At 74.2% G+C, this 16021-nt stretch carries 17 protein-coding genes; 7 read left to right on the top strand and 10 right to left on the bottom strand.

Annotation, left to right across the window (positions count from 1 at the left end; genetic code table 11):
• Positions 1-132 precede the first annotated feature (132 nt).
• Positions 133-1950 carry a phosphoenolpyruvate carboxykinase (GTP) gene (locus ACFVQZ_RS20955; protein WP_030497665.1) on the bottom strand — a complete coding sequence of 606 codons (1818 nt, stop codon included), beginning with the start codon at positions 1948-1950 and terminating at the stop codon, positions 133-135.
• A 200-nt stretch (positions 1951-2150) separates the two neighbouring features.
• On the opposite strand from ACFVQZ_RS20955, the gene ACFVQZ_RS20950 reads away from it, so the two are divergent.
• Together ACFVQZ_RS20950 and ACFVQZ_RS20945 are read left to right on the top strand one after the other, a co-directional pair.
• Entirely contained in the window at positions 2151-2849 is a 699-nt protein-coding gene (locus tag ACFVQZ_RS20950) for a hemolysin III family protein (protein ID WP_030497666.1), read from the top strand.
• 17 nt (positions 2850-2866) lie between these two features.
• Positions 2867-3466 (top strand): TetR family transcriptional regulator, encoded by a 600-nt coding sequence (locus ACFVQZ_RS20945; RefSeq protein WP_051788346.1) that lies wholly within the window; start codon positions 2867-2869, stop codon positions 3464-3466.
• Here ACFVQZ_RS20945 and ACFVQZ_RS20940 read toward each other — a convergent pair.
• The 3 genes from ACFVQZ_RS20940 to ACFVQZ_RS20930 are packed head-to-tail and all read right to left on the bottom strand — an operon-like array spanning position 3432 to position 5630.
• On the bottom strand, positions 3432-4448 hold the full coding sequence (locus ACFVQZ_RS20940; protein ID WP_383624720.1) for a glycoside hydrolase family 26 protein: 1017 nt from the start codon (positions 4446-4448) through the stop codon (positions 3432-3434). The genes ACFVQZ_RS20945 and ACFVQZ_RS20940 overlap by 35 nt on opposite strands.
• A 1-nt stretch (position 4449) precedes the next feature.
• Positions 4450-5109, bottom strand: coding sequence for a vitamin K epoxide reductase family protein (locus ACFVQZ_RS20935; RefSeq protein WP_383624717.1), 660 nt, complete (start codon positions 5107-5109; stop codon positions 4450-4452).
• A 17-nt stretch (positions 5110-5126) separates the two neighbouring features.
• Positions 5127-5630 (bottom strand): DUF5949 family protein, encoded by a 504-nt coding sequence (locus ACFVQZ_RS20930; protein WP_030497669.1) that lies wholly within the window; start codon positions 5628-5630, stop codon positions 5127-5129.
• Positions 5631-5780: 150 nt separating this feature from the next.
• Here ACFVQZ_RS20930 and ACFVQZ_RS20925 point away from each other — a divergent pair, with 150 nt between their 5' ends.
• Both ACFVQZ_RS20925 and ACFVQZ_RS20920 read left to right on the top strand, forming a co-directional pair.
• Positions 5781-6173, top strand: coding sequence for a tyrosinase family oxidase copper chaperone (locus ACFVQZ_RS20925; RefSeq protein WP_383624714.1), 393 nt, complete (start codon positions 5781-5783; stop codon positions 6171-6173).
• Entirely contained in the window at positions 6157-7023 is an 867-nt protein-coding gene (locus ACFVQZ_RS20920) for a tyrosinase family protein (RefSeq protein ID WP_383624711.1), read from the top strand. The genes ACFVQZ_RS20925 and ACFVQZ_RS20920 overlap by 17 nt, the downstream gene beginning before the upstream one ends.
• 79 nt (positions 7024-7102) lie before the next feature.
• On the opposite strand, the gene ACFVQZ_RS20915 is transcribed toward ACFVQZ_RS20920, so the two are convergent.
• The 6 genes from ACFVQZ_RS20915 to ACFVQZ_RS20890 form a co-directional block, all read right to left on the bottom strand.
• Positions 7103-7375, bottom strand: coding sequence for a chaplin (locus ACFVQZ_RS20915; RefSeq protein ID WP_383624708.1), 273 nt, complete (start codon positions 7373-7375; stop codon positions 7103-7105).
• A 314-nt stretch (positions 7376-7689) separates the two neighbouring features.
• Complete coding sequence (locus tag ACFVQZ_RS20910) at positions 7690-8202, bottom strand: hypothetical protein (protein ID WP_383624705.1); 513 nt, start codon at positions 8200-8202, stop codon at positions 7690-7692.
• 121 nt (positions 8203-8323) lie between these two features.
• Positions 8324-9346 (bottom strand): hypothetical protein, encoded by a 1023-nt coding sequence (locus ACFVQZ_RS20905; RefSeq protein ID WP_383624702.1) that lies wholly within the window; start codon positions 9344-9346, stop codon positions 8324-8326.
• A gap of 163 nt (positions 9347-9509) precedes the next feature.
• Positions 9510-9782: a hypothetical protein gene (locus tag ACFVQZ_RS20900; protein ID WP_030497673.1), complete on the bottom strand. Its 273-nt coding sequence runs from the start codon at positions 9780-9782 to the stop codon at positions 9510-9512.
• 244 nt (positions 9783-10026) lie between these two features.
• On the bottom strand, positions 10027-10854 hold the full coding sequence (locus ACFVQZ_RS20895) for a hypothetical protein (RefSeq protein WP_383624699.1): 828 nt from the start codon (positions 10852-10854) through the stop codon (positions 10027-10029).
• A 275-nt stretch (positions 10855-11129) separates the two neighbouring features.
• The gene (locus tag ACFVQZ_RS20890) at positions 11130-11369 is read right to left on the bottom strand and encodes a chaplin (protein WP_030497675.1); all 240 of its coding nucleotides are present in this window, start codon (positions 11367-11369) and stop codon (positions 11130-11132) included.
• Between the two features lie 647 nt (positions 11370-12016).
• Here ACFVQZ_RS20890 and ACFVQZ_RS20885 point away from each other — a divergent pair.
• Genes ACFVQZ_RS20885 through ACFVQZ_RS20875 form a run of 3 tightly spaced genes read left to right on the top strand, consistent with a single transcriptional unit; the run spans position 12017 to position 15943 of the window.
• Complete coding sequence (locus ACFVQZ_RS20885; RefSeq protein ID WP_383624695.1) at positions 12017-13150, top strand: glycosyltransferase; 1134 nt, start codon at positions 12017-12019, stop codon at positions 13148-13150.
• On the top strand, positions 13147-14601 hold the full coding sequence (locus tag ACFVQZ_RS20880) for a sugar transferase (protein WP_030497677.1): 1455 nt from the start codon (positions 13147-13149) through the stop codon (positions 14599-14601). The genes ACFVQZ_RS20885 and ACFVQZ_RS20880 overlap by 4 nt, the downstream gene beginning before the upstream one ends.
• A gap of 1 nt (position 14602) precedes the next feature.
• Positions 14603-15943, top strand: coding sequence for an O-antigen ligase (locus ACFVQZ_RS20875; RefSeq protein ID WP_051788351.1), 1341 nt, complete (start codon positions 14603-14605; stop codon positions 15941-15943).
• Positions 15944-16021: the final 78 nt, after the last annotated feature.

Below are 16021 nucleotides of genomic sequence, written 5' to 3'. Positions count from 1 at the left end.
GCCGGGACGTGCGCCGGCCCCGGAGCCTGAGGGGGCTCCGGGGCCGGTTGCGTCGTGATGGACCGTCGTGACCCCACTGGTCAGGGCGGTAGTTCGGGGCAGCCCACCACGAGTCTCGGGGTGGCCGGGGGATCAGCCCAGGCGCTCGACCAGCGCCTTGTACTCGTCCCACAGCTCCTTCGGGGTGTGCTCGCCGAAGGTCTCCAGGTGCGCCGGGACCAGGGCGGCCTCCTCGCGCCACACGTCCTTGTCGACGGTGAGCAGGAAGTCCAGGTCCTCCTCGGCCAGGTCCAGGCCGTCGGTGTCCAGGGCCTCCTTGGTCGGCAGGACGCCGATCGGGGTCTCGACGCCGTCGGCCTTGCCGTCGAGGCGCTCGACGATCCACTTGAGGACGCGGCTGTTCTCGCCGAAGCCGGGCCAGACGAACTTGCCGGCGTCGTTCTTGCGGAACCAGTTCACGTAGTAGATCTTCGGCAGCTTCGCCGCGTCGGCGGTGGCGCCCACCTTGACCCAGTGGGCCATGTAGTCGCCCATGTTGTAGCCGCAGAACGGCAGCATGGCGAACGGGTCGCGGCGCAGCTCGCCGACCTTGCCCTCGGCGGCGGCGGTCTTCTCGGAGGCCACGTTGGCGCCGAGGAAGACGCCGTGGTTCCAGTCGAAGGACTCGGTGACCAGCGGGACGGCGGAGGCGCGCCGGCCGCCGAAGAGGATCGCCGAGATCGGGACGCCCTTCGGGTCCTCCCACTCGGGGGCGATCGTCGGGCACTGGCCGGCCGGGACGGTGAAGCGGGCGTTCGGGTGGGCGGCGGGCGTCTCGGACTCCGGCGTCCAGTCGTTGCCCTTCCAGTCCGTGAGGTGCGCGGGCGCCTCCTCGGTCATGCCCTCCCACCACACGTCGCCGTCGTCGGTGAGCGCGACGTTCGTGAAGACGGAGTTGCCCCAGAGGGTCTTCATGGCGTTGGCGTTGGTGTGCTCGCCGGTGCCGGGCGCGACGCCGAAGAAGCCGGCCTCGGGGTTGATGGCGTACAGGCGGCCGTCCTCGCCGAAGCGCATCCAGGCGATGTCGTCGCCGATGGTCTCCACGGTCCAGCCGGGGATCGTCGGCTCCAGCATGGCGAGGTTGGTCTTGCCGCAGGCCGACGGGAAGGCGGCGGCGACGTACTTCGCCTCGCCCTGCGGCGGGGTCAGCTTCAGGATGAGCATGTGCTCGGCGAGCCAGCCCTCGTCGCGGGCCATGACGGAGGCGATGCGGAGCGCGTAGCACTTCTTGCCGAGGAGCGCGTTGCCGCCGTAGCCGGAGCCGTACGACCAGATCTCGCGGGTCTCCGGGAAGTGCGAGATGTACTTGGTGGAGTTGCACGGCCACGGCACGTCCTGCTGGCCCTCCGCGAGGGGGGCGCCGAGGGTGTGGACGGCCTTCACGAAGAAGCCGTCGGTGCCGAGCTCGTCGAGGACGGCCTGGCCCATGCGGGTCATGGTGCGCATGGAGACCGCGACGTACGCGGAGTCGGTGATCTCGACGCCGATGGCGGAGAGCGGGGAGCCGACCGGGCCCATGCAGAAGGGGACCACGTACATGGTGCGGCCCTTCATGGAGCCGCGGAAGATGCCCTCGGAGCCCGCGAAGAGCTCCTTCATCTCGGCCGGGGCCTTCCAGTGGTTGGTCGGGCCGGCGTCCTCCTCCTTCTCGGAGCAGATGAAGGTGCGGTCCTCGACGCGGGCGACGTCGGTGGGGTCGGAGGCGGCGTAGTACGAGTTCGGGCGCTTCACCGGGTCGAGCTTCGTGAACGTGCCCTTGGCGACCAGCTCCTCGCAGAGGCGCTGGTACTCGGCCTCGGAGCCGTCGCACCAGACGATCTCGTCCGGCTGGGTGATCTCGGCGATCTCGTTCACCCAGGAGATGAGCTCCTGGTGCTGGGTGGGAAGGGGAGCCGCGTTGTCGCGCGCCACGATTGCTCCTTGTCGAGGGGTGTTCTGTTCGCTGTATGCCCCGTGGGGGCTGCGACCCGGATGCGTCGTAGCTGCTCATCCGGTGCCGACCGCACTCATTTGATCATCCGCCGGATCCGCCCATATGTCCAGGGGGGTGCACACGTGAGCATCGCCACTCATACCCGGGACCTACGGGCGCGTAGGTACGATTCCGTGTCATGACTGCAGCCACACCGGACGTGACACCGGTCGAGCCCGCCCCGATCGCCGCGGCACCGTCGCTCCCGCTGAAGCCACGGCTCAGGGGCTGGCTGCACGCGGGCATGTTCCCGGCCGTGATCGTCGCCGGCCTGGTCCTGGTCGCCCTCTCCGACTCCCCCCGGGCCCGCGTCGCCTGCGGGATCTACGTGCTGACCGCCTGCCTGCTCTTCGGCGTCAGCGCCCTCTACCACCGGGGGAACTGGGGCCCGCGCGGCGAGGCGGTGCTGCGCCGCCTCGACCACGCCAACATCTTCCTGATCATCGCGGGCACCTACACCCCGCTCACCCTGCTGCTGCTCCCGGACTCCACCGCGCGGCCGCTCATGTGGGCGGTCTGGGCCGCCGCGGCGGCCGGCATCGCCTTCCGCGTCTTCTGGGTCGGCGCGCCCCGCTGGCTCTACACCCCCTGCTACATCGCGATGGGCTGGGCCGCCGTCTTCTTCCTCCCCGACTTCCTGCGGACCGGCGGCATCGCCGTCCTGGTCCTCGTCGTCGTCGGCGGCCTGCTCTACAGCGCCGGCGGGATCGTCTACGGCATCAAGCGCCCGAACCCGTCCCCCCGCTGGTTCGGCTTCCACGAGGTCTTCCACTCGTTCACCCTCGCCGCGTTCATCGTCCACTACGTCGGCATCTCCCTGGTCGCCTACCAGGCCTGACCGGGCAGAATGGACCCATGTCCACGGGCCTGAGGGAACGGAAGAAGGAACGGACCCGGGCGGCGATCCGCCGGGCCGCGCGGCACATCGCCGCCGCCCACGGCTGGGAGGCGGCCACCGTCGAGCGCATCGCCGCCGAGGCCGACGTCTCCCCCTCGACCGTCGTCCGGTACTTCCCCGTCCGCGAGGACATCGTCCTCACCGGCGGCGCCGACGACACCCGCCTCGAAGCCCTGCTGCGCGCCCGCCCCGCCGGCGAGGACCCCCTCGAATCGCTCCGCGCCGTCCTCACCGAGGCCGTCGGCGCCGCCCTGGCGGCCGACCCGGAGGAGATCCGGCTCCGCGCCCGGCTGATGGCCGGCACCCCGGCCGTCCGCGCCCGGCTCGCCGAGACGAGCGCCGAGACCGGCCGCCGGCTCGCCCGCGCCCTCGCCGACCGCACCGGCCGCGCCGCCGACGACCTGGAGGTACGGGTCCTCACCACGGCCGTCCTCGGCGCGCTCCGCGAGACCACCCTCTACTGGGCCGAGCGCGGCCTCACCGACGACCTGACCGAGCTGCTGCACCGCACGGTCGACGCTCTCAGGGCCGGGCAGGCGCTCCCAGCGCGCCCCTGACCACCTCGGCCGACCGCGGATTGTCCGCGCACCCCCACACACCGTGCGGGCAGTAGTCCGTCATTGTCTGGTAGACCGGCCGGTAGGCGGCGAACCAGTCGAGCATCCCCCGCACGTACGCCGGGTTGTCCCCGTTCCGGAACAGCCCCCACTCCGGGTACGAGACGGGCTTGCCGTGCGCCTTCGCGAAGGCCACGTGGTGCGCGAGCCCGTACTCCTCGCTCACCTGCTCCTCGAAGGAGACCCCCTCGGGCTGGTCGTAGGCGTCCATCCCGATGATGTCGACCACGTCGTCCCCGGGATAGCACTCCGGCCACGGCACCGCGTCCCGCCCCCGGCTCGGCGTGAAGTCGAAGCGGAACCGCTGCCCCGGCACCCCGCGCAGCGTGGCGACCGCCGACCGCCAGTACGCCTTCCAGGCCGCCGGGTCCGGCCCGCAGCGGTGCCCGTACGTGGTGCCGTTCATCTCCCAGCCGAGCACCAGGACCGCGTCGCCGAGCCCGTGCGCGACCAGCCGCTCGCCGAGCGTCCGGAAGTGCCCGTCGAAGGCGCCGGCGGCACCGCGCCGCAGCCCGTCCCGCACCTCGGCGTCGCTCAGCCCGGCCTCGTTGCGGTCCATCATGGGCACGTTCAGCACGAAGAGCCGCCCGGGCCGCTCCGCCTTCCACCGCGCCCAGGGCGCGAACAGCGCCGGATGCCCCTCGATGTTGCTCCACCGGTCGCCCGGCAGGTACGTGTGCCCGACCCGCAGACCGGCGCCGCCCAGCCAGCGCTCCACCCCGGAGATCCGCCGCACCCCCTCGGCGTCGGAGCCGGTGAAGAAGCCGGCCGCCACCTGCGCCCGCCGCACCGGATCAGGCGCGGTCCCGGCCCCCGTCGGCCGCTCGCCGGGCACGAGCCGCCCCGGCACCAGCAGCAGCGTGACGACGGCCGCGAGCAGCACCAGGAGTGCGGCCCGCGGCCGGACGGCGCGCCGGTTCACCTCAGCCGGTCCAGAAGTCCCACCACCGGGTCAGGATCAGCATCCCGATGATCCCGAGGTGCAGGACGGGCAGGGCGAACGTGAAGTCGCCGAGGAAGCCGCGCACCGCCGCCGGCGCGGGCAGCACCCCGGTCCGCACGGTGTGCGCGGTGACGTACCAGAACATGGTGACCGTCGCCGCCCAGGCGAGGCAGCACCACAGGCAGAGCGCGTTGATCTCGTACAGCGACTGCTGCATCAGCCAGGTGCAGAAGCCGACGCCGAACAGCATCCCGCCGTTCAGCCCGAGCCAGAACCAGCCCCGGTACCGGGCCCCGGCGAGCAGCCCGGCGCCGACGGCGACGACGACGGCGTACGTGACGAGACCGAGCATCGGGTTGGGGAAGCCGAAGACCGCGGCCTGCTCGCTCTTCATGATGTTCCCGCAGGACACCACCGGGTTCAGGCTGCACCCCGGCTGGAAGCCCGGGTCCTCCAGGAGCTTGAACTTGTCCGTGGTGATCACCCACGCGGCGAGGATCCCGGCCGCGCCGGTGACGACCAGCAGCACGCCGAGCGCCCGGCTCGCGCCGACCGTCCCGTCCTCCCGCCGCCCGGCCTCCGCCGCCCCGTCCCGCTGCCGCTGACCCGGTACGCCGTCGCGCACCCCGAGCGTCGTCATCGCGCCGCTCCTTCCGCTCAGCCCTGCACGCGCCGGACCGGCAGCATGACGTGGGCGCAGTCGGCGAGCGTCGCCTCGTCGGAGACGAAGGCGCGCAGCCGGTCCTCGTCCACCGGCTGCCCGGGGACGCCGTCGGCCCAGGGGCGGACCGAGCAGAGGAAGTAGACCTTGCCGCTCGCGTCGGCGGCGGCCCGCCACTCGTCGGGCACCGGGCACTGCACCTTCAGGAAGGGCAGGGTGAGGACCGCGGTGCCGGCCTCGACGAGCAGCGTGGCGCTGATCCCCGCGTCCTTCTCCAGGTCGAAGAGCCGGTCGCCGACGGAGAGGCCCATGGATTCCAGGGCGGCGCGCATCGCCTGCTGACCGGCCTCCGGCCCGTCGCGGCCGTCGCCGAGGGAATACGCCATCAGGAAAGGCGTGCCGGGGGAATCGGCGGTGGCTTCGCTGGACCACGGAATCACCGTGAGCGTGCCCAGCGGAGAGACGCTGCGCGCCTCGGAAAGGACGTGGGGAGTGGTCATGGAACGGGATGCTAGTGGGGCAACCACCCTTTCCCCGTACCGAATTCACTCATCCGGCCGACATTCCCCCGCTCGAACTCCCGGCCGCAACGAACACGGGTTTTCATCGTTGTGCCCTGAGGCCCCCTTGTCGACGCCAGGAGATCGCCGATGTCCTTCCCGCGCCGTGTCGCCCTCCGGTCCCTGTTCGCGCTGGCCGTCACCGCCGTCACGGGCGGCGCCCTCGGCCGGATCGCGCTCCGGGAGGAGCCGGCCGACCCGTTCGCCTTCGACGAGATGTACGCGGGCCGCCGGATCCGCGGTCTCACCGGGCCGGGGGGCGAGCCGGTGGCCCTGGTGGACGGCCGGCCGCTGCACCTGATGCGGTGCGCCGACGGCGGCTGGGTGACCCCGCTCGACCACTACGAGTCCTGCCCGACCCCGCTGGCCGCCGTCCGCGCGGCGGTGGACGCGGCGGGGCCGGCCCCGCTGTCCCGGTACGCGGCGGGGCACGGCCTCCACTCCGACCCGACGGAAGGGAACCCGCGTGGTGTACACGCGTAAGAACCAGCGCGACCTGACGACGGCGGAGCGCCGCAGGTTCGTGGCCGCGGTGCTCGAACTGAAGCGCCGCGGCGAGTACGACGAGTTCGTCCGGATGCACATCGACCATTACGTGGCGGACGGCGCCGGCCGGCTGCGGACGGCGCACATGGCGCCGAGCTTCCTGCCGTGGCACCGGAAGTTCCTGCTGGAGTTCGAGCGGGCGCTGCGCCGGATCGACGCGTCGGTGACGGTTCCGTACTGGGACTGGACCCGGGACAACACCCCGGCGTCGTCGCTCTGGTCGGAGGACTTCCTGGGCGGCAACGGCCGCCGTTCGGACCTCCAGGTGACCACCGGCCCCTTCGCGTACGCCACGGGGAAGTGGACGGTGAAGCACGCGATGACCGAGGTGTCGTATCTGACCAGGGACTTCGGCCGGCCGCGGGATCCGGTGGCGCTGCCGACGGCGGCGCAGCTGGAGGAGGTGATGCGGGAGCGGGCGTACGACACGGCGCCGTGGAACTCGACGAGCCCGTCGGGCTTCCGCAACCGCCTGGAGGGCTGGGCCTCGGGCTCGGGCAACGAGCGGTTCCGGATCCACAACCGGGTGCACCGCTGGGTGGGCGGCCTGATGCTGGGCGGCGGCTCGGTGAACGATCCGGTGTTCTGGCTGCACCACTCGTTCGTGGACCTGGTGTGGTCGCGGTGGCAGCAGCGCAATCCGGGGGCCGCGTACCTGCCGGCGGAGCCGCCGCCGCTGGGCGACTCCCAGTACCGCAAGGTGGTGGCCCGGCACCAGCCGATGGCGCCGTGGGGCGTGACGCCGGCGGAGATGTTCGACCACAGCCGGATCTACCGGTACGCCTGACGGGCGGGCCCGCCCCGGAACGCGGCCGTCCCCCCGGCCCTGGCGGGGTCGGGGGGACGGTCGTGAGAACGGGGGCCGGTCAGCCGCCGTAGCCGCCGTCGGCGTGCGGGGCGTCGACGTTGGCGCAGGTGTTGCCGAAGGCCGGGTTCAGCAGGCCGATGACGTTGACGGTGTTGCCGCAGACGTTGATCGGGACGTGGACCGGGACCTGGACGACGTTGCCGGAGGCGACGCCGGGCGAGTGGGCGGCGACGGCCTCGGCGCCCGAGTCGGCGACGGCCAGGCCGGCTCCGGTGAGGGCAACGGCACCGGTGCCGGCCAGAACGGCGGCAGCCTTGGCGATGCGAGACATCAGAACTCCTTGGATGGGTCGAGCGACCGCAGGGATCACGGCCGTCACTTCCGTATCAACGCCGCACCGGGGACGGGGTCACGGCCGTTGGGCCGAACGGGAGGGGAAAGACGGAAAGGTGGCCCGCGGTCCGGTCTCCTCCCGCCGTCGGATACGACGGGCGGCGCACCGGTCCGCGGGCCGCGGCCATGCGACAAGCCTTCCGGTGCAACGACGGAAAGCCCGTGCGGTAGCGGGGAAGAATCGTGTCTTCACCCGCCCGGACTGCTTTCGCACACCCTTCCGGAGGGAGGGGGTGGGGGAAGGAAGGGGTGTCAGTCGCGGCCGGGGGCGAGGCCGAGCCGGGAGTCGAGGGCGCCGCTGAGCGTGGGGGCGATGAGGCCGAGCTGCGGCGGGGCGAGGTCGGGCAGTCCGGCGAGCCCGTTGCCCCGCGGCGCCTCGACGGGGTTGCCGAGGACGGCGCCGGGGGTGGCGGCGGCCATCTCGGAGTGCGGGCTGGTGAGCAGCGCGCGGCCGGGCTCGCTGCCCTCCAGGAGCTCGGGGAGCGGGGCCTCCACGACGGTCGCGGGCAGGGTGCCGGTGAGCGGGACGCTGGGCAGGGTCACGTCGGGCAGCGCGCCGAAGCCCTTCTGGAAGCCGGTGGGCGCGCCGGGGACGGGCACGGGGACGCCGGTCGCGACGGTGGGGGCGTCCATCGGGAGGACGGGTTCGAGGCCCTGGAGGGGGACCACCACCGGGGCCTCGACGGCGGCGGCCGGGGTGGCCATGGCGGCGGAGGCGAGCGCGGTCATGAGGATGCCCATGCCGGCGTGAGAGCGCAGAGTCATGCCGGGTGAACGAGCCGGTTGGCCGAAACGTCGCGGCGGGATCCCCCATGTGCAGCAACGACGGGGGCCCCGCCGGTGAGGGTGGGGCCCCGGTTGACGTCGGGTCAGCGCTATCCGTACGTCAGTGGCGGCGGGAGCGGACGAGGCGTCCGCCGCGGAGCTGGACGACGGTGCCGCCGATGATGAGGGCGGCGCTGACGGCGGCCGCTCCCCACAGGGCGGGGTCGCTGCCGGTGTCGGGCAGTTCGGGCTTGCCGGGCGGGGTGGTGGGCGGTGTGGTGGGCGGCGTCGTCGGCTCGCAGCCCGGCTCCGGCTCCTCACCGGGGGCCGGCTCCTCGCAGTCGCCCGGCGGAGTCGTGGGCGGTGTGGTGGGCGGCGTCGTGGGCGGCTTGGTGGGCGGAGTGGTGGGCTCGCAGCCCGGCTCCGGCTCCTCACCCGGCTCCGGCTCCTCACACTCGCCCGGCGGCTCGTCCGGGTTCGTGGGCGGCGTCGTCGGCGGCTTGGTGGGAGGCGTCGTCGGCGGCTTGGTCGGCGGAGTGGTGGGCTCGCAGCCCGGCTCCGGCTCCTCACCCGGCTCCGGCTCCTCACACTCGCCCGGCGGAGTCGTCGGCGGTGTGGTCGGAGGAGTCGTGGGCGGCGTCGTCGGCGGGTGCGTCGGCGGCTTGGTCGGCGGCGTCGTCGGCTCGCAGCCCGGCTCCGGCTCCTCACCCGGCTCCGGCTCCTCACACTCACCCGGCGGAGTCGTCGGCGGCGTGGTCGGCGGGTGCGTCGGAGGGTGGGTCGGCGGGTGCGTGGGCGGATGCGTCGGGGGATGGGTCGGCGGGTGCGTCGGCGGATGCGTGGGCGGGTGGGTCGGCGGCTTGGTCGGCGGGTGCGTGGGCTCCTCGCCGTAGCCGCCGTCGGGGTCCTCCGCCGCCTGGGCGCAGAGGTCTCCGACGGCCGACGCCACGTAACCGCCGAGGTCCATGCCCGGGCCGCAGAGTTCCGGCGGCACGGGGGCATGGGCCGCCTGGCCGCTGCCGGGTCCCGGCCTGTCGCCGGTTCCGGGCTGGGCGTGCGCGGCCAGCGCGAAACCGCCGGTCAGCGACAGCAGGCCGGTCGCTGCAGCCGCGGTGAGTACTTTCCTGCTGATGATGGACCGCATACCGCTCTTCCTCGGGAGAAAGGGAGAGACCGGCGAGGATCCCCCCTCGCTCCGTCCGGCCGTGTCCCCCCGCTGACGTGTGCGGTGGGACGGTCCAGAGAGTAGGGAGCGGCGCACCGTGTGGTGTCCAGGCCACACGGCGACCGGTCAGAAAATCATTCGATCAGCCGCCGAGCGGGTTCGCCGGCAGGCCGCCGAGCAGCGGGAGGCCCTTGCCGGTCTGGTTCAGCTGGGTGGCGGTGTCGGTGACGGTCTTGACCGGGGAGCCCTCGGTGGTGCTGCTCAGCACGTCCGACTTCAGCCCGTTGGCGGCGATGGCCTCCAGACCGCCGTTCAGGCTGGTGGGGGTCAGCGCCTCCGCGGCCATGGCGGGGGCGGCGGCGCCGAGGGCCATGAGCGAACCGGCGACGACCGCGGCGACCTTGGTGGGCTTCATGGGGAGAATCCTTCCTCTGTACTTCCAACTCACGTTCCGCACGGCCTTCTTGGGGAATTCCGTGCGTCGTTTCCGTCTTCTGTAACGAGAGGTGCGCGCCCCGGAAACTCCATGGGCGGGGATTTCTCGACACTGCACCCGATCGAAGGGGCCCGGTGCGATTTCCGGATGACCGGTCGCACACGCGCCCGTACCGGCCCGGCGGGGTGGCCGGACCGGTACGGGTCGGTGAGGGGTGCGCGGGTCAGCGGACCGGCAGCGGCGGGTTCACCGGCAGCTCGGGCGCCGCGACCGGAGGCTTCACCGGCGCCTCGACGGGCAGCTCGGGCGCCTCGACCGGCGGGTCGACGGGCAGCTCCGGGGTCTCCACCGGGAGGGACGGCAGCGCGGGCAGGCCGGGCAGGTCCGGCGCGGGCAGGCCGCTGCCGAGCACGGTCGCGACGGCGAGGTTGACCAGGGAGGTCAGCGTGGCCGTGACCTGCGGGACGACGCCGGTGGCGTCCCCGGAGGTGACGGCGGCGAGGAGCCCGGCGACGGCCTTCTCGACGGAGGCGAGGGCGTCGGCGACCAGGTCGGCGGGCGCCGCCTGCGCGGCCTTCGCCCCGGCCGTGACGGGCAGGGCGGCGGGCGGCTTCACGGGCAGCCCGGCCGGGGTCTCCGCGGCCGGCGGGACCGCGGGCGCCTCGGCGGCCGGCGGGGTGACCGGGGCGTCGGCGACGGGCGGGACGGCCGGGGCCTCCGGGAGCGGGGCGGGCGCGGCGGCTCTCGCCCGGTCGACGGCGGCCTGGATGCGGGCCTTCAGGGCGTCGGCGTCGGCCGTGGGGAGTTGGCCGTCGTCGGCTTCGAGGGCCGCCGTGACGAGTTCGGTCACGGGAGTCGTCACCCCGCCGACGTCGCCGAGCGCCTTGGTCTGGGCCAGCAGGGCGGCGGCGTCGGGAAGCGCGGAGCGGGCGGCCTGGTGGGCCGCGCGGGACGGGGTGAGGTCGTCGGCGACGGCGGGTCCCGCCATGCCGAGGGTGAGGGCGGCGGATATCGCCAGGGCGGTGAGACGGCGTGAAGCCAGGGGACGCATATGTGTTCCTTTTCCTTATGCGTCGGACAACTGCCCTCCCACCGTGCCTGCGGGTATAGCCCTCCGCAACCGCAGAACTACTGAGCGCCACCGACACGTTCGAGTGAATCCGCCGGCGCGACCTGCCCTCCAGGGGGGCGTGCGCCGTTGCACCGGACGGCGCACGCCGGGTGCGTCCGAACGGGTGGGGGCCCGGTGATCACAAGGAAAAAGCCGGTGCGCCCACCCGCGGGGTGGGCGCACCGGCTTCGGAAGGACCGATCCGACGTGCGAGATCAGGCGTTGACGCAGGTGTTGCCGAAGGCCGGGTTCAGCGCGCCGATGACGTTGACGGTGTTGCCGCAGAGGTTGACCGGGACGTGGACCGGGACCTGGACGACGTTGCCGGAGCCGACGCCGGGGGACTTCACGGCAGCGCCCTCGGCGATGGAGTCGGCGGCGGCGGCACCGGCGGCACCGGCGACCGCGGCGGCGGCACCCACGGTCAGGACAACGGCCTTCGCGATACGGGACATGGAGAAGTTCTCCTCGATCGATTTCCAACTCGGACTGCGCGGACTGTTCGGCCCGGCTCCCTCAACAACGCTCCGGATATTCATCGGTTGCTCTCCCGAACGGGTGACGTTCAACCGATCTTTGGGCCATCGGAGGGCCATTCGGGCGACGGACCGGGGAATGGCGCAACACGCTCAACGAGGAACCTGCCGTGCGGATACGGGAGTTAGCGTTTCCGAGCATCTAATGCTTACTATCGCCCCGCGCCGGGGTTATAACGTTTCCGAACGTTGCTTCCGGGCCCGCCGCGCGTTCACCCATTTCGTGCGGACGACACCTCTCCCCTCTCCCCCGGCCTTCACGGGTCTTCCCTTCCTTCTCTCATCAAAGCGGAGAACCTGTATGCGGAATTCAGCGGTTCTTGCTGTGCGTCGCAACGTGTGGTGCGCCTTGTCGCGCGCGGTGACGCCCGCCGCGCCGGCGCCCGGAGAGGCGGCCCGCGTCCCCTTCGGCACCTCGCGGACCGGGGATTCCGCCCATTCCGCGACGGGTTCTCCGAACTCCGGCACCGCGGAATTCAGCACGGCGGGGGCGCCGCGCCGGGGAGCCGATCGCGTCCAGGTCCGGCCCGGCGCGCACGTCCCGCGGGCGGACGTACGGCGCTGACGTGCGGGCCCCGACCACGGACCCCTGGTCCGTCACCGTTCTGCACGCGGTCCAGCCCGGCGACGGCGGGGTCGCCCGGGTCGTCGCCGACCTGGTGCGCGCCCAGCGCGCCGCCGGGCTGCGGCCCGTCGTCGCCTGCCCGCCGTCTGCCGCGCTCGCCGCGGAACTGCGCGCCGGGGGCGCCGAGGTCCACGACTGGCGGGCCGGCCGGGACCCCGGTCCCGCGCTGTTCCGGGAGACCCGCGACCTGGCCCGGGTGGTCCGGGCCGTGCGGCCCGGCCTCGTCCACGCGCACTCGGCGAAGGCGGGCCTGTGCGCCCGGCTCGCGGTGCGCGGCCGGATCCCGACCGTGTACCAGCCGCACGCCTGGTCCTTCGAGGCGGTCACCGGCACCACGGCCGAACTGGCGCGCCGCTGGGAGCGGTTCGGCGCCCGCTGGGCCGACCGGATCCTGTGCGTGAGCGCGGCGGAGCGGCGTACCGGCGAGGAGGCCGGGGTCGCGGCCGCCTGGTCCGTGGTGCACAACGGCGTGGACGTGGCCCGGTTCGCGACCGGCGGGCCCGCCCGGAACCCGGCGCCGACCGTGGTGTGCGTGGGCCGGCTGTGCCGGCAGAAGGGCCAGGACGTGCTGCTCGCCGCCTGGCCGGCCGTGCTCCGCGACGTACCGGCGGCGCGGCTCGTCCTGGTCGGCGACGGTCCCGACGGGGAGCGGCTGCGGGCCGCCGCCGGTCCTTCGGTGCGGTTCGCCGGCGCCGTCGGCGACACCGCGCCCTGGTACCGGGCGGCGGACGTCGTCGTGCTGCCGTCCCGCTGGGAGGGCATGGCGCTGGCGCCGCTGGAGGCGATGGCGGCGGGCCGGCCGGTCGTCGTCACCGACGTCGACGGGGCGCGCGAGAGCCTGCCGCCCGGTCATGAAGCACCGTGCCTGGTCCCGCCCGAGGACCCGGCCGCCCTCGCCGCCGCTCTCGGCCGCCTGCTCGGCAGGCCGGAGCTGCGGCACCGCCTGGGCCGGGAGGCCCACGAGCACGTCCTCAGCAGATTCGATGTGCGGCGCACCGGCGCGGCCGTCGCGGAGATCTACCGCGAGCTGGCCGGAGTGCGGGGCACCGAGCACAGAGAGCCGATTGCGCAGTGACCACGGAAAGTACCAGCGTTCCCTCTTCGCCCGGCCCGTGGCCGGTCGCGGGCCCGGCGTTCGGGTCCGCCTCGCTCCTCCCCCGGCGCCGGCTGCCCGGCCGGCTCGCGCCGCCGCGCCACCGGTCGGCCGCGCGGCCGCAGCCGGGTCCCGCGGTGCTGCGGGCCGTCGACTGCCTGGCGGTGCTCGCCGGTGCCGCGCTGCTCGGCCCCGCCCACCAGGACCCGCGGCTGCTGCTGCCGGTGGCCGCGCTGCTGCTCGTCCTCGACGGGCGCGGCGGGCTGTACCGGCCGGCGGCGCACGTGCGGCTGCTCGACGAACTGCCCGCGCTGGCCTCCCGGGCCGGGGTGGTGTGGTGCGTGGCGGCGGCCGGGGCCGCGGCCTGGTCGCCGGCGCTGGCGATCGGGCCGGGGCACCTGTGCGCGGCGTACGGCGCGCACGTCGGGGTGGCGGCGGTGCTGCGGGCGGTGCTGCTGGCGCGCGGGCGGCGGATCGCCCGGGAGCGGCCCCGTTCGGCGCTGGTGGTGGGTCCGCCGACGGCGGCCCGCCGGTTCGCGGCGGCGGCCCTCCAGCACCCCGAGTACGGGATGCGGCCGGTCGGCGTCGTGGGGCTGCCGGACGCGACGGTCGGCGAGCAGCGGCCGGTGGACGGCGGGCTGCCGCTGCTGACGACGGCGGAGGAGATCCGCCGGGCGGTCATCCAGAACGCGGTCCAGGAAGCGGTGTTCCTGTCGGACGAGCCGGAGCTGGTGACGCTCTTCCAGCACTACGGGTGCGTGACCTGGCGGGTCGGCGGGGAGCTGTGCGACGGGCCGATGGGCGAGCACGTGTGGGGGTACGCCCGCCGCCGGCTGGTCCCGCCGGGCGAGCGGCGCGGGGCGCGGGCGAAGCGGGCGCTGGACATCGCGCTGGCCGGTCCGGCGCTGGCGCTGGCGCTGCCGGTGCTGGCGCTGTGCGCGCTGGCGGTGCGGCTGTCGGACGGGCCGGGCGTGCTGTTCCGGCAGGAGCGGGTGGGCCAGCACGGACGGCACTTCACGCTGCTGAAGTTCCGGACGCTGCGGCCGTCGGACGAGACGGAGTCGGCGACCCGGTGGAACGTGGCCGGGGACCGGCGGATGAGCGCGGCCGGCGGTTTCCTGCGGAAGTCGTCGCTGGACGAGCTGCCGCAGCTGTGGAACGTGCTCCGCGGCGACATGAGCCTGGTCGGGCCGCGGCCCGAACGGCCGTACTTCGTCGCGCAGTTCAGCAAGATCCACGCGGGGTACGCGGCGCGGCACCGGATGCCGGTCGGGCTCACCGGTCTGGCGCAGGTGAACGGGCTGCGCGGCGACACCTCGATCGAGGACCGCTGCCGCTTCGACAACCACTACATCGACCACTGGTCGCTCTGGCAGGACGTCTGCATCCTGGTCCGCACCGCGGCCGGACTCCTCCGACCGACGGGAAGCTGAGATGGCGACGGCCGTGACGACGGCGCCGGTCCTCGCGGGGACGCCGGACGCCCGGGAGTGGGCGCGCCGGGCCGGCGCGCTCTCCCCGGTCCTGGCGGTGATCGCGCTGCTCCTGGTGCCGGGCGGCGGCGGGGCGGAGGGCGGGACGGGCGGCACGGGCACGGTCGCCGACGCGGCCTCGGGCCTGCTGGTGCTGGTGTGTCTGGTCCGGGTCGTGCGGGGCGGCGCCCGGCCGCTGACCCGGACGGCGGCGGTGGTGCTGGGGCTGCCGGTCCTCGGGATCTGCCTGGCGGCGGTCACCTCGAACGACCCGGCGTCGAGCCTGCCGGGCGTCGCCCGCTACGTGCAGGTGTTCGTGCTGGTGCCGGCGGCGGTGCTGCTGACGGTCCGGGACCGGCGGGACTTCGCGCTGGTGGCGTGGGCGCTGGTGGCGCTGGCGCTGCTCCAGGGCGCGGTGGGCGTGACGCAGTACCTGACGGGGACGGGTGCCTCGTACCAGGGCGAGGACGTCCGGGCGGTGGGCACCTTCGGGGCGACCGACGTGATGGGCATGGCGACGGTGGTGGCGTACGGCCTGGTGATCGCGACCGGGATGGCGCTCGGCGCCCCGGCGGGGCGGACCCGGACGGCGGCGCTGGTCTGCGCGGTGCTGCTGGTGGTGCCGCTGACGCTGTCGTTCAGCCGGGGCGCGTGGATCGCGACCGTGCTGGCCTGCGGGATCCAGCTGCTGCTCGGCGGGGTGCGGCGGGCGGCGAAGGTGGCGCTCGCGGTGGGCGCGCTGGCGGTGGTGCTGGTCGGCGGGCTGGGGATCGGCTCGGCGATGGTGAAGGAGCGGGTCGCCAGCATCACGCGGGTGACGGCGGCGCCGGACCAGTCGGTGACGGACCGGTACACGATGTGGGCGGCGGCCGGGCGGATGTGGGCGGCGGAGCCGCTGACCGGGGTGGGACTGAAGGGCTTCCCGCAGTACCGGGACGCGCACGCGTCCGTGGCGCTGTCCTCCGGCAGCGACACCGCCGGCGCGGGCGCGGGCTTCCGCAGGCAGCCACTGCTGTCGCCGCACAACATGTACCTGCTGGTCCTCAGCGAGCAGGGGCTGATCGGGCTGGTGGCGCTGGCGGGGAGCTGGCTGGCGCTGCTGGCGGGCGCGCTGCGGCGGCGCCGGTCGGGCGCGGACTGCGCGCTGGTCGCGACCGGGCTGCTCGCCTGGCAGCTGATCGACTTCTGCTACGCGGACATCGGCGGCCCGTCGACGGTGCTGATGTCGGTGGTGTTCGGGCTGGCCGCCTGGTGGGCGCTGGCGCCGGGCCGCGAGGGCGCCGCGGAGGTGCGCGGTGCGTGACCCGTGGGCCGGTCCGCCGGATCCCACGGACGCGTGCGCCGCGCCCCCGGGGAGCGGCGGCGCCGGTGCCGTACCGCC

It is taken from the genome of Streptomyces sp. NPDC057854 (genome assembly GCF_042797055.1).
GTDB lineage: Bacteria > Actinomycetota > Actinomycetes > Streptomycetales > Streptomycetaceae > Streptomyces.
The sequence above is the reverse complement of the archived record's forward strand: the minus strand, read 5'-3'. Positions and strand labels throughout refer to the sequence as shown.

What these genes read in the sequence shown, in the direction of transcription:
- ACFVQZ_RS20950 (WP_030497666.1), top strand. Translation starts at nt 2,151, where the DNA reads ATGACTGCAGCCACACCGGACGTGACACCGGTCGAGCCCGCCCCGATC.
- ACFVQZ_RS20945 (WP_051788346.1), top strand. Translation starts at nt 2,867, where the DNA reads ATGTCCACGGGCCTGAGGGAACGGAAGAAGGAACGGACCCGGGCGGCG.
- ACFVQZ_RS20935 (WP_383624717.1), bottom strand. Translation starts at nt 5,109, where the DNA reads ATGACGACGCTCGGGGTGCGCGACGGCGTACCGGGTCAGCGGCAGCGG.
- ACFVQZ_RS20930 (WP_030497669.1), bottom strand. Translation starts at nt 5,630, where the DNA reads ATGACCACTCCCCACGTCCTTTCCGAGGCGCGCAGCGTCTCTCCGCTG.
- ACFVQZ_RS20925 (WP_383624714.1), top strand. Translation starts at nt 5,781, where the DNA reads ATGTCCTTCCCGCGCCGTGTCGCCCTCCGGTCCCTGTTCGCGCTGGCC.
- ACFVQZ_RS20915 (WP_383624708.1), bottom strand. Translation starts at nt 7,375, where the DNA reads ATGTCTCGCATCGCCAAGGCTGCCGCCGTTCTGGCCGGCACCGGTGCC.
- ACFVQZ_RS20910 (WP_383624705.1), bottom strand. Translation starts at nt 8,202, where the DNA reads ATGACTCTGCGCTCTCACGCCGGCATGGGCATCCTCATGACCGCGCTC.
- ACFVQZ_RS20905 (WP_383624702.1), bottom strand. Translation starts at nt 9,346, where the DNA reads ATGCGGTCCATCATCAGCAGGAAAGTACTCACCGCGGCTGCAGCGACC.
- ACFVQZ_RS20900 (WP_030497673.1), bottom strand. Translation starts at nt 9,782, where the DNA reads ATGAAGCCCACCAAGGTCGCCGCGGTCGTCGCCGGTTCGCTCATGGCC.
- ACFVQZ_RS20895 (WP_383624699.1), bottom strand. Translation starts at nt 10,854, where the DNA reads ATGCGTCCCCTGGCTTCACGCCGTCTCACCGCCCTGGCGATATCCGCC.
- ACFVQZ_RS20890 (WP_030497675.1), bottom strand. Translation starts at nt 11,369, where the DNA reads ATGTCCCGTATCGCGAAGGCCGTTGTCCTGACCGTGGGTGCCGCCGCC.
- ACFVQZ_RS20875 (WP_051788351.1), top strand. Translation starts at nt 14,603, where the DNA reads ATGGCGACGGCCGTGACGACGGCGCCGGTCCTCGCGGGGACGCCGGAC.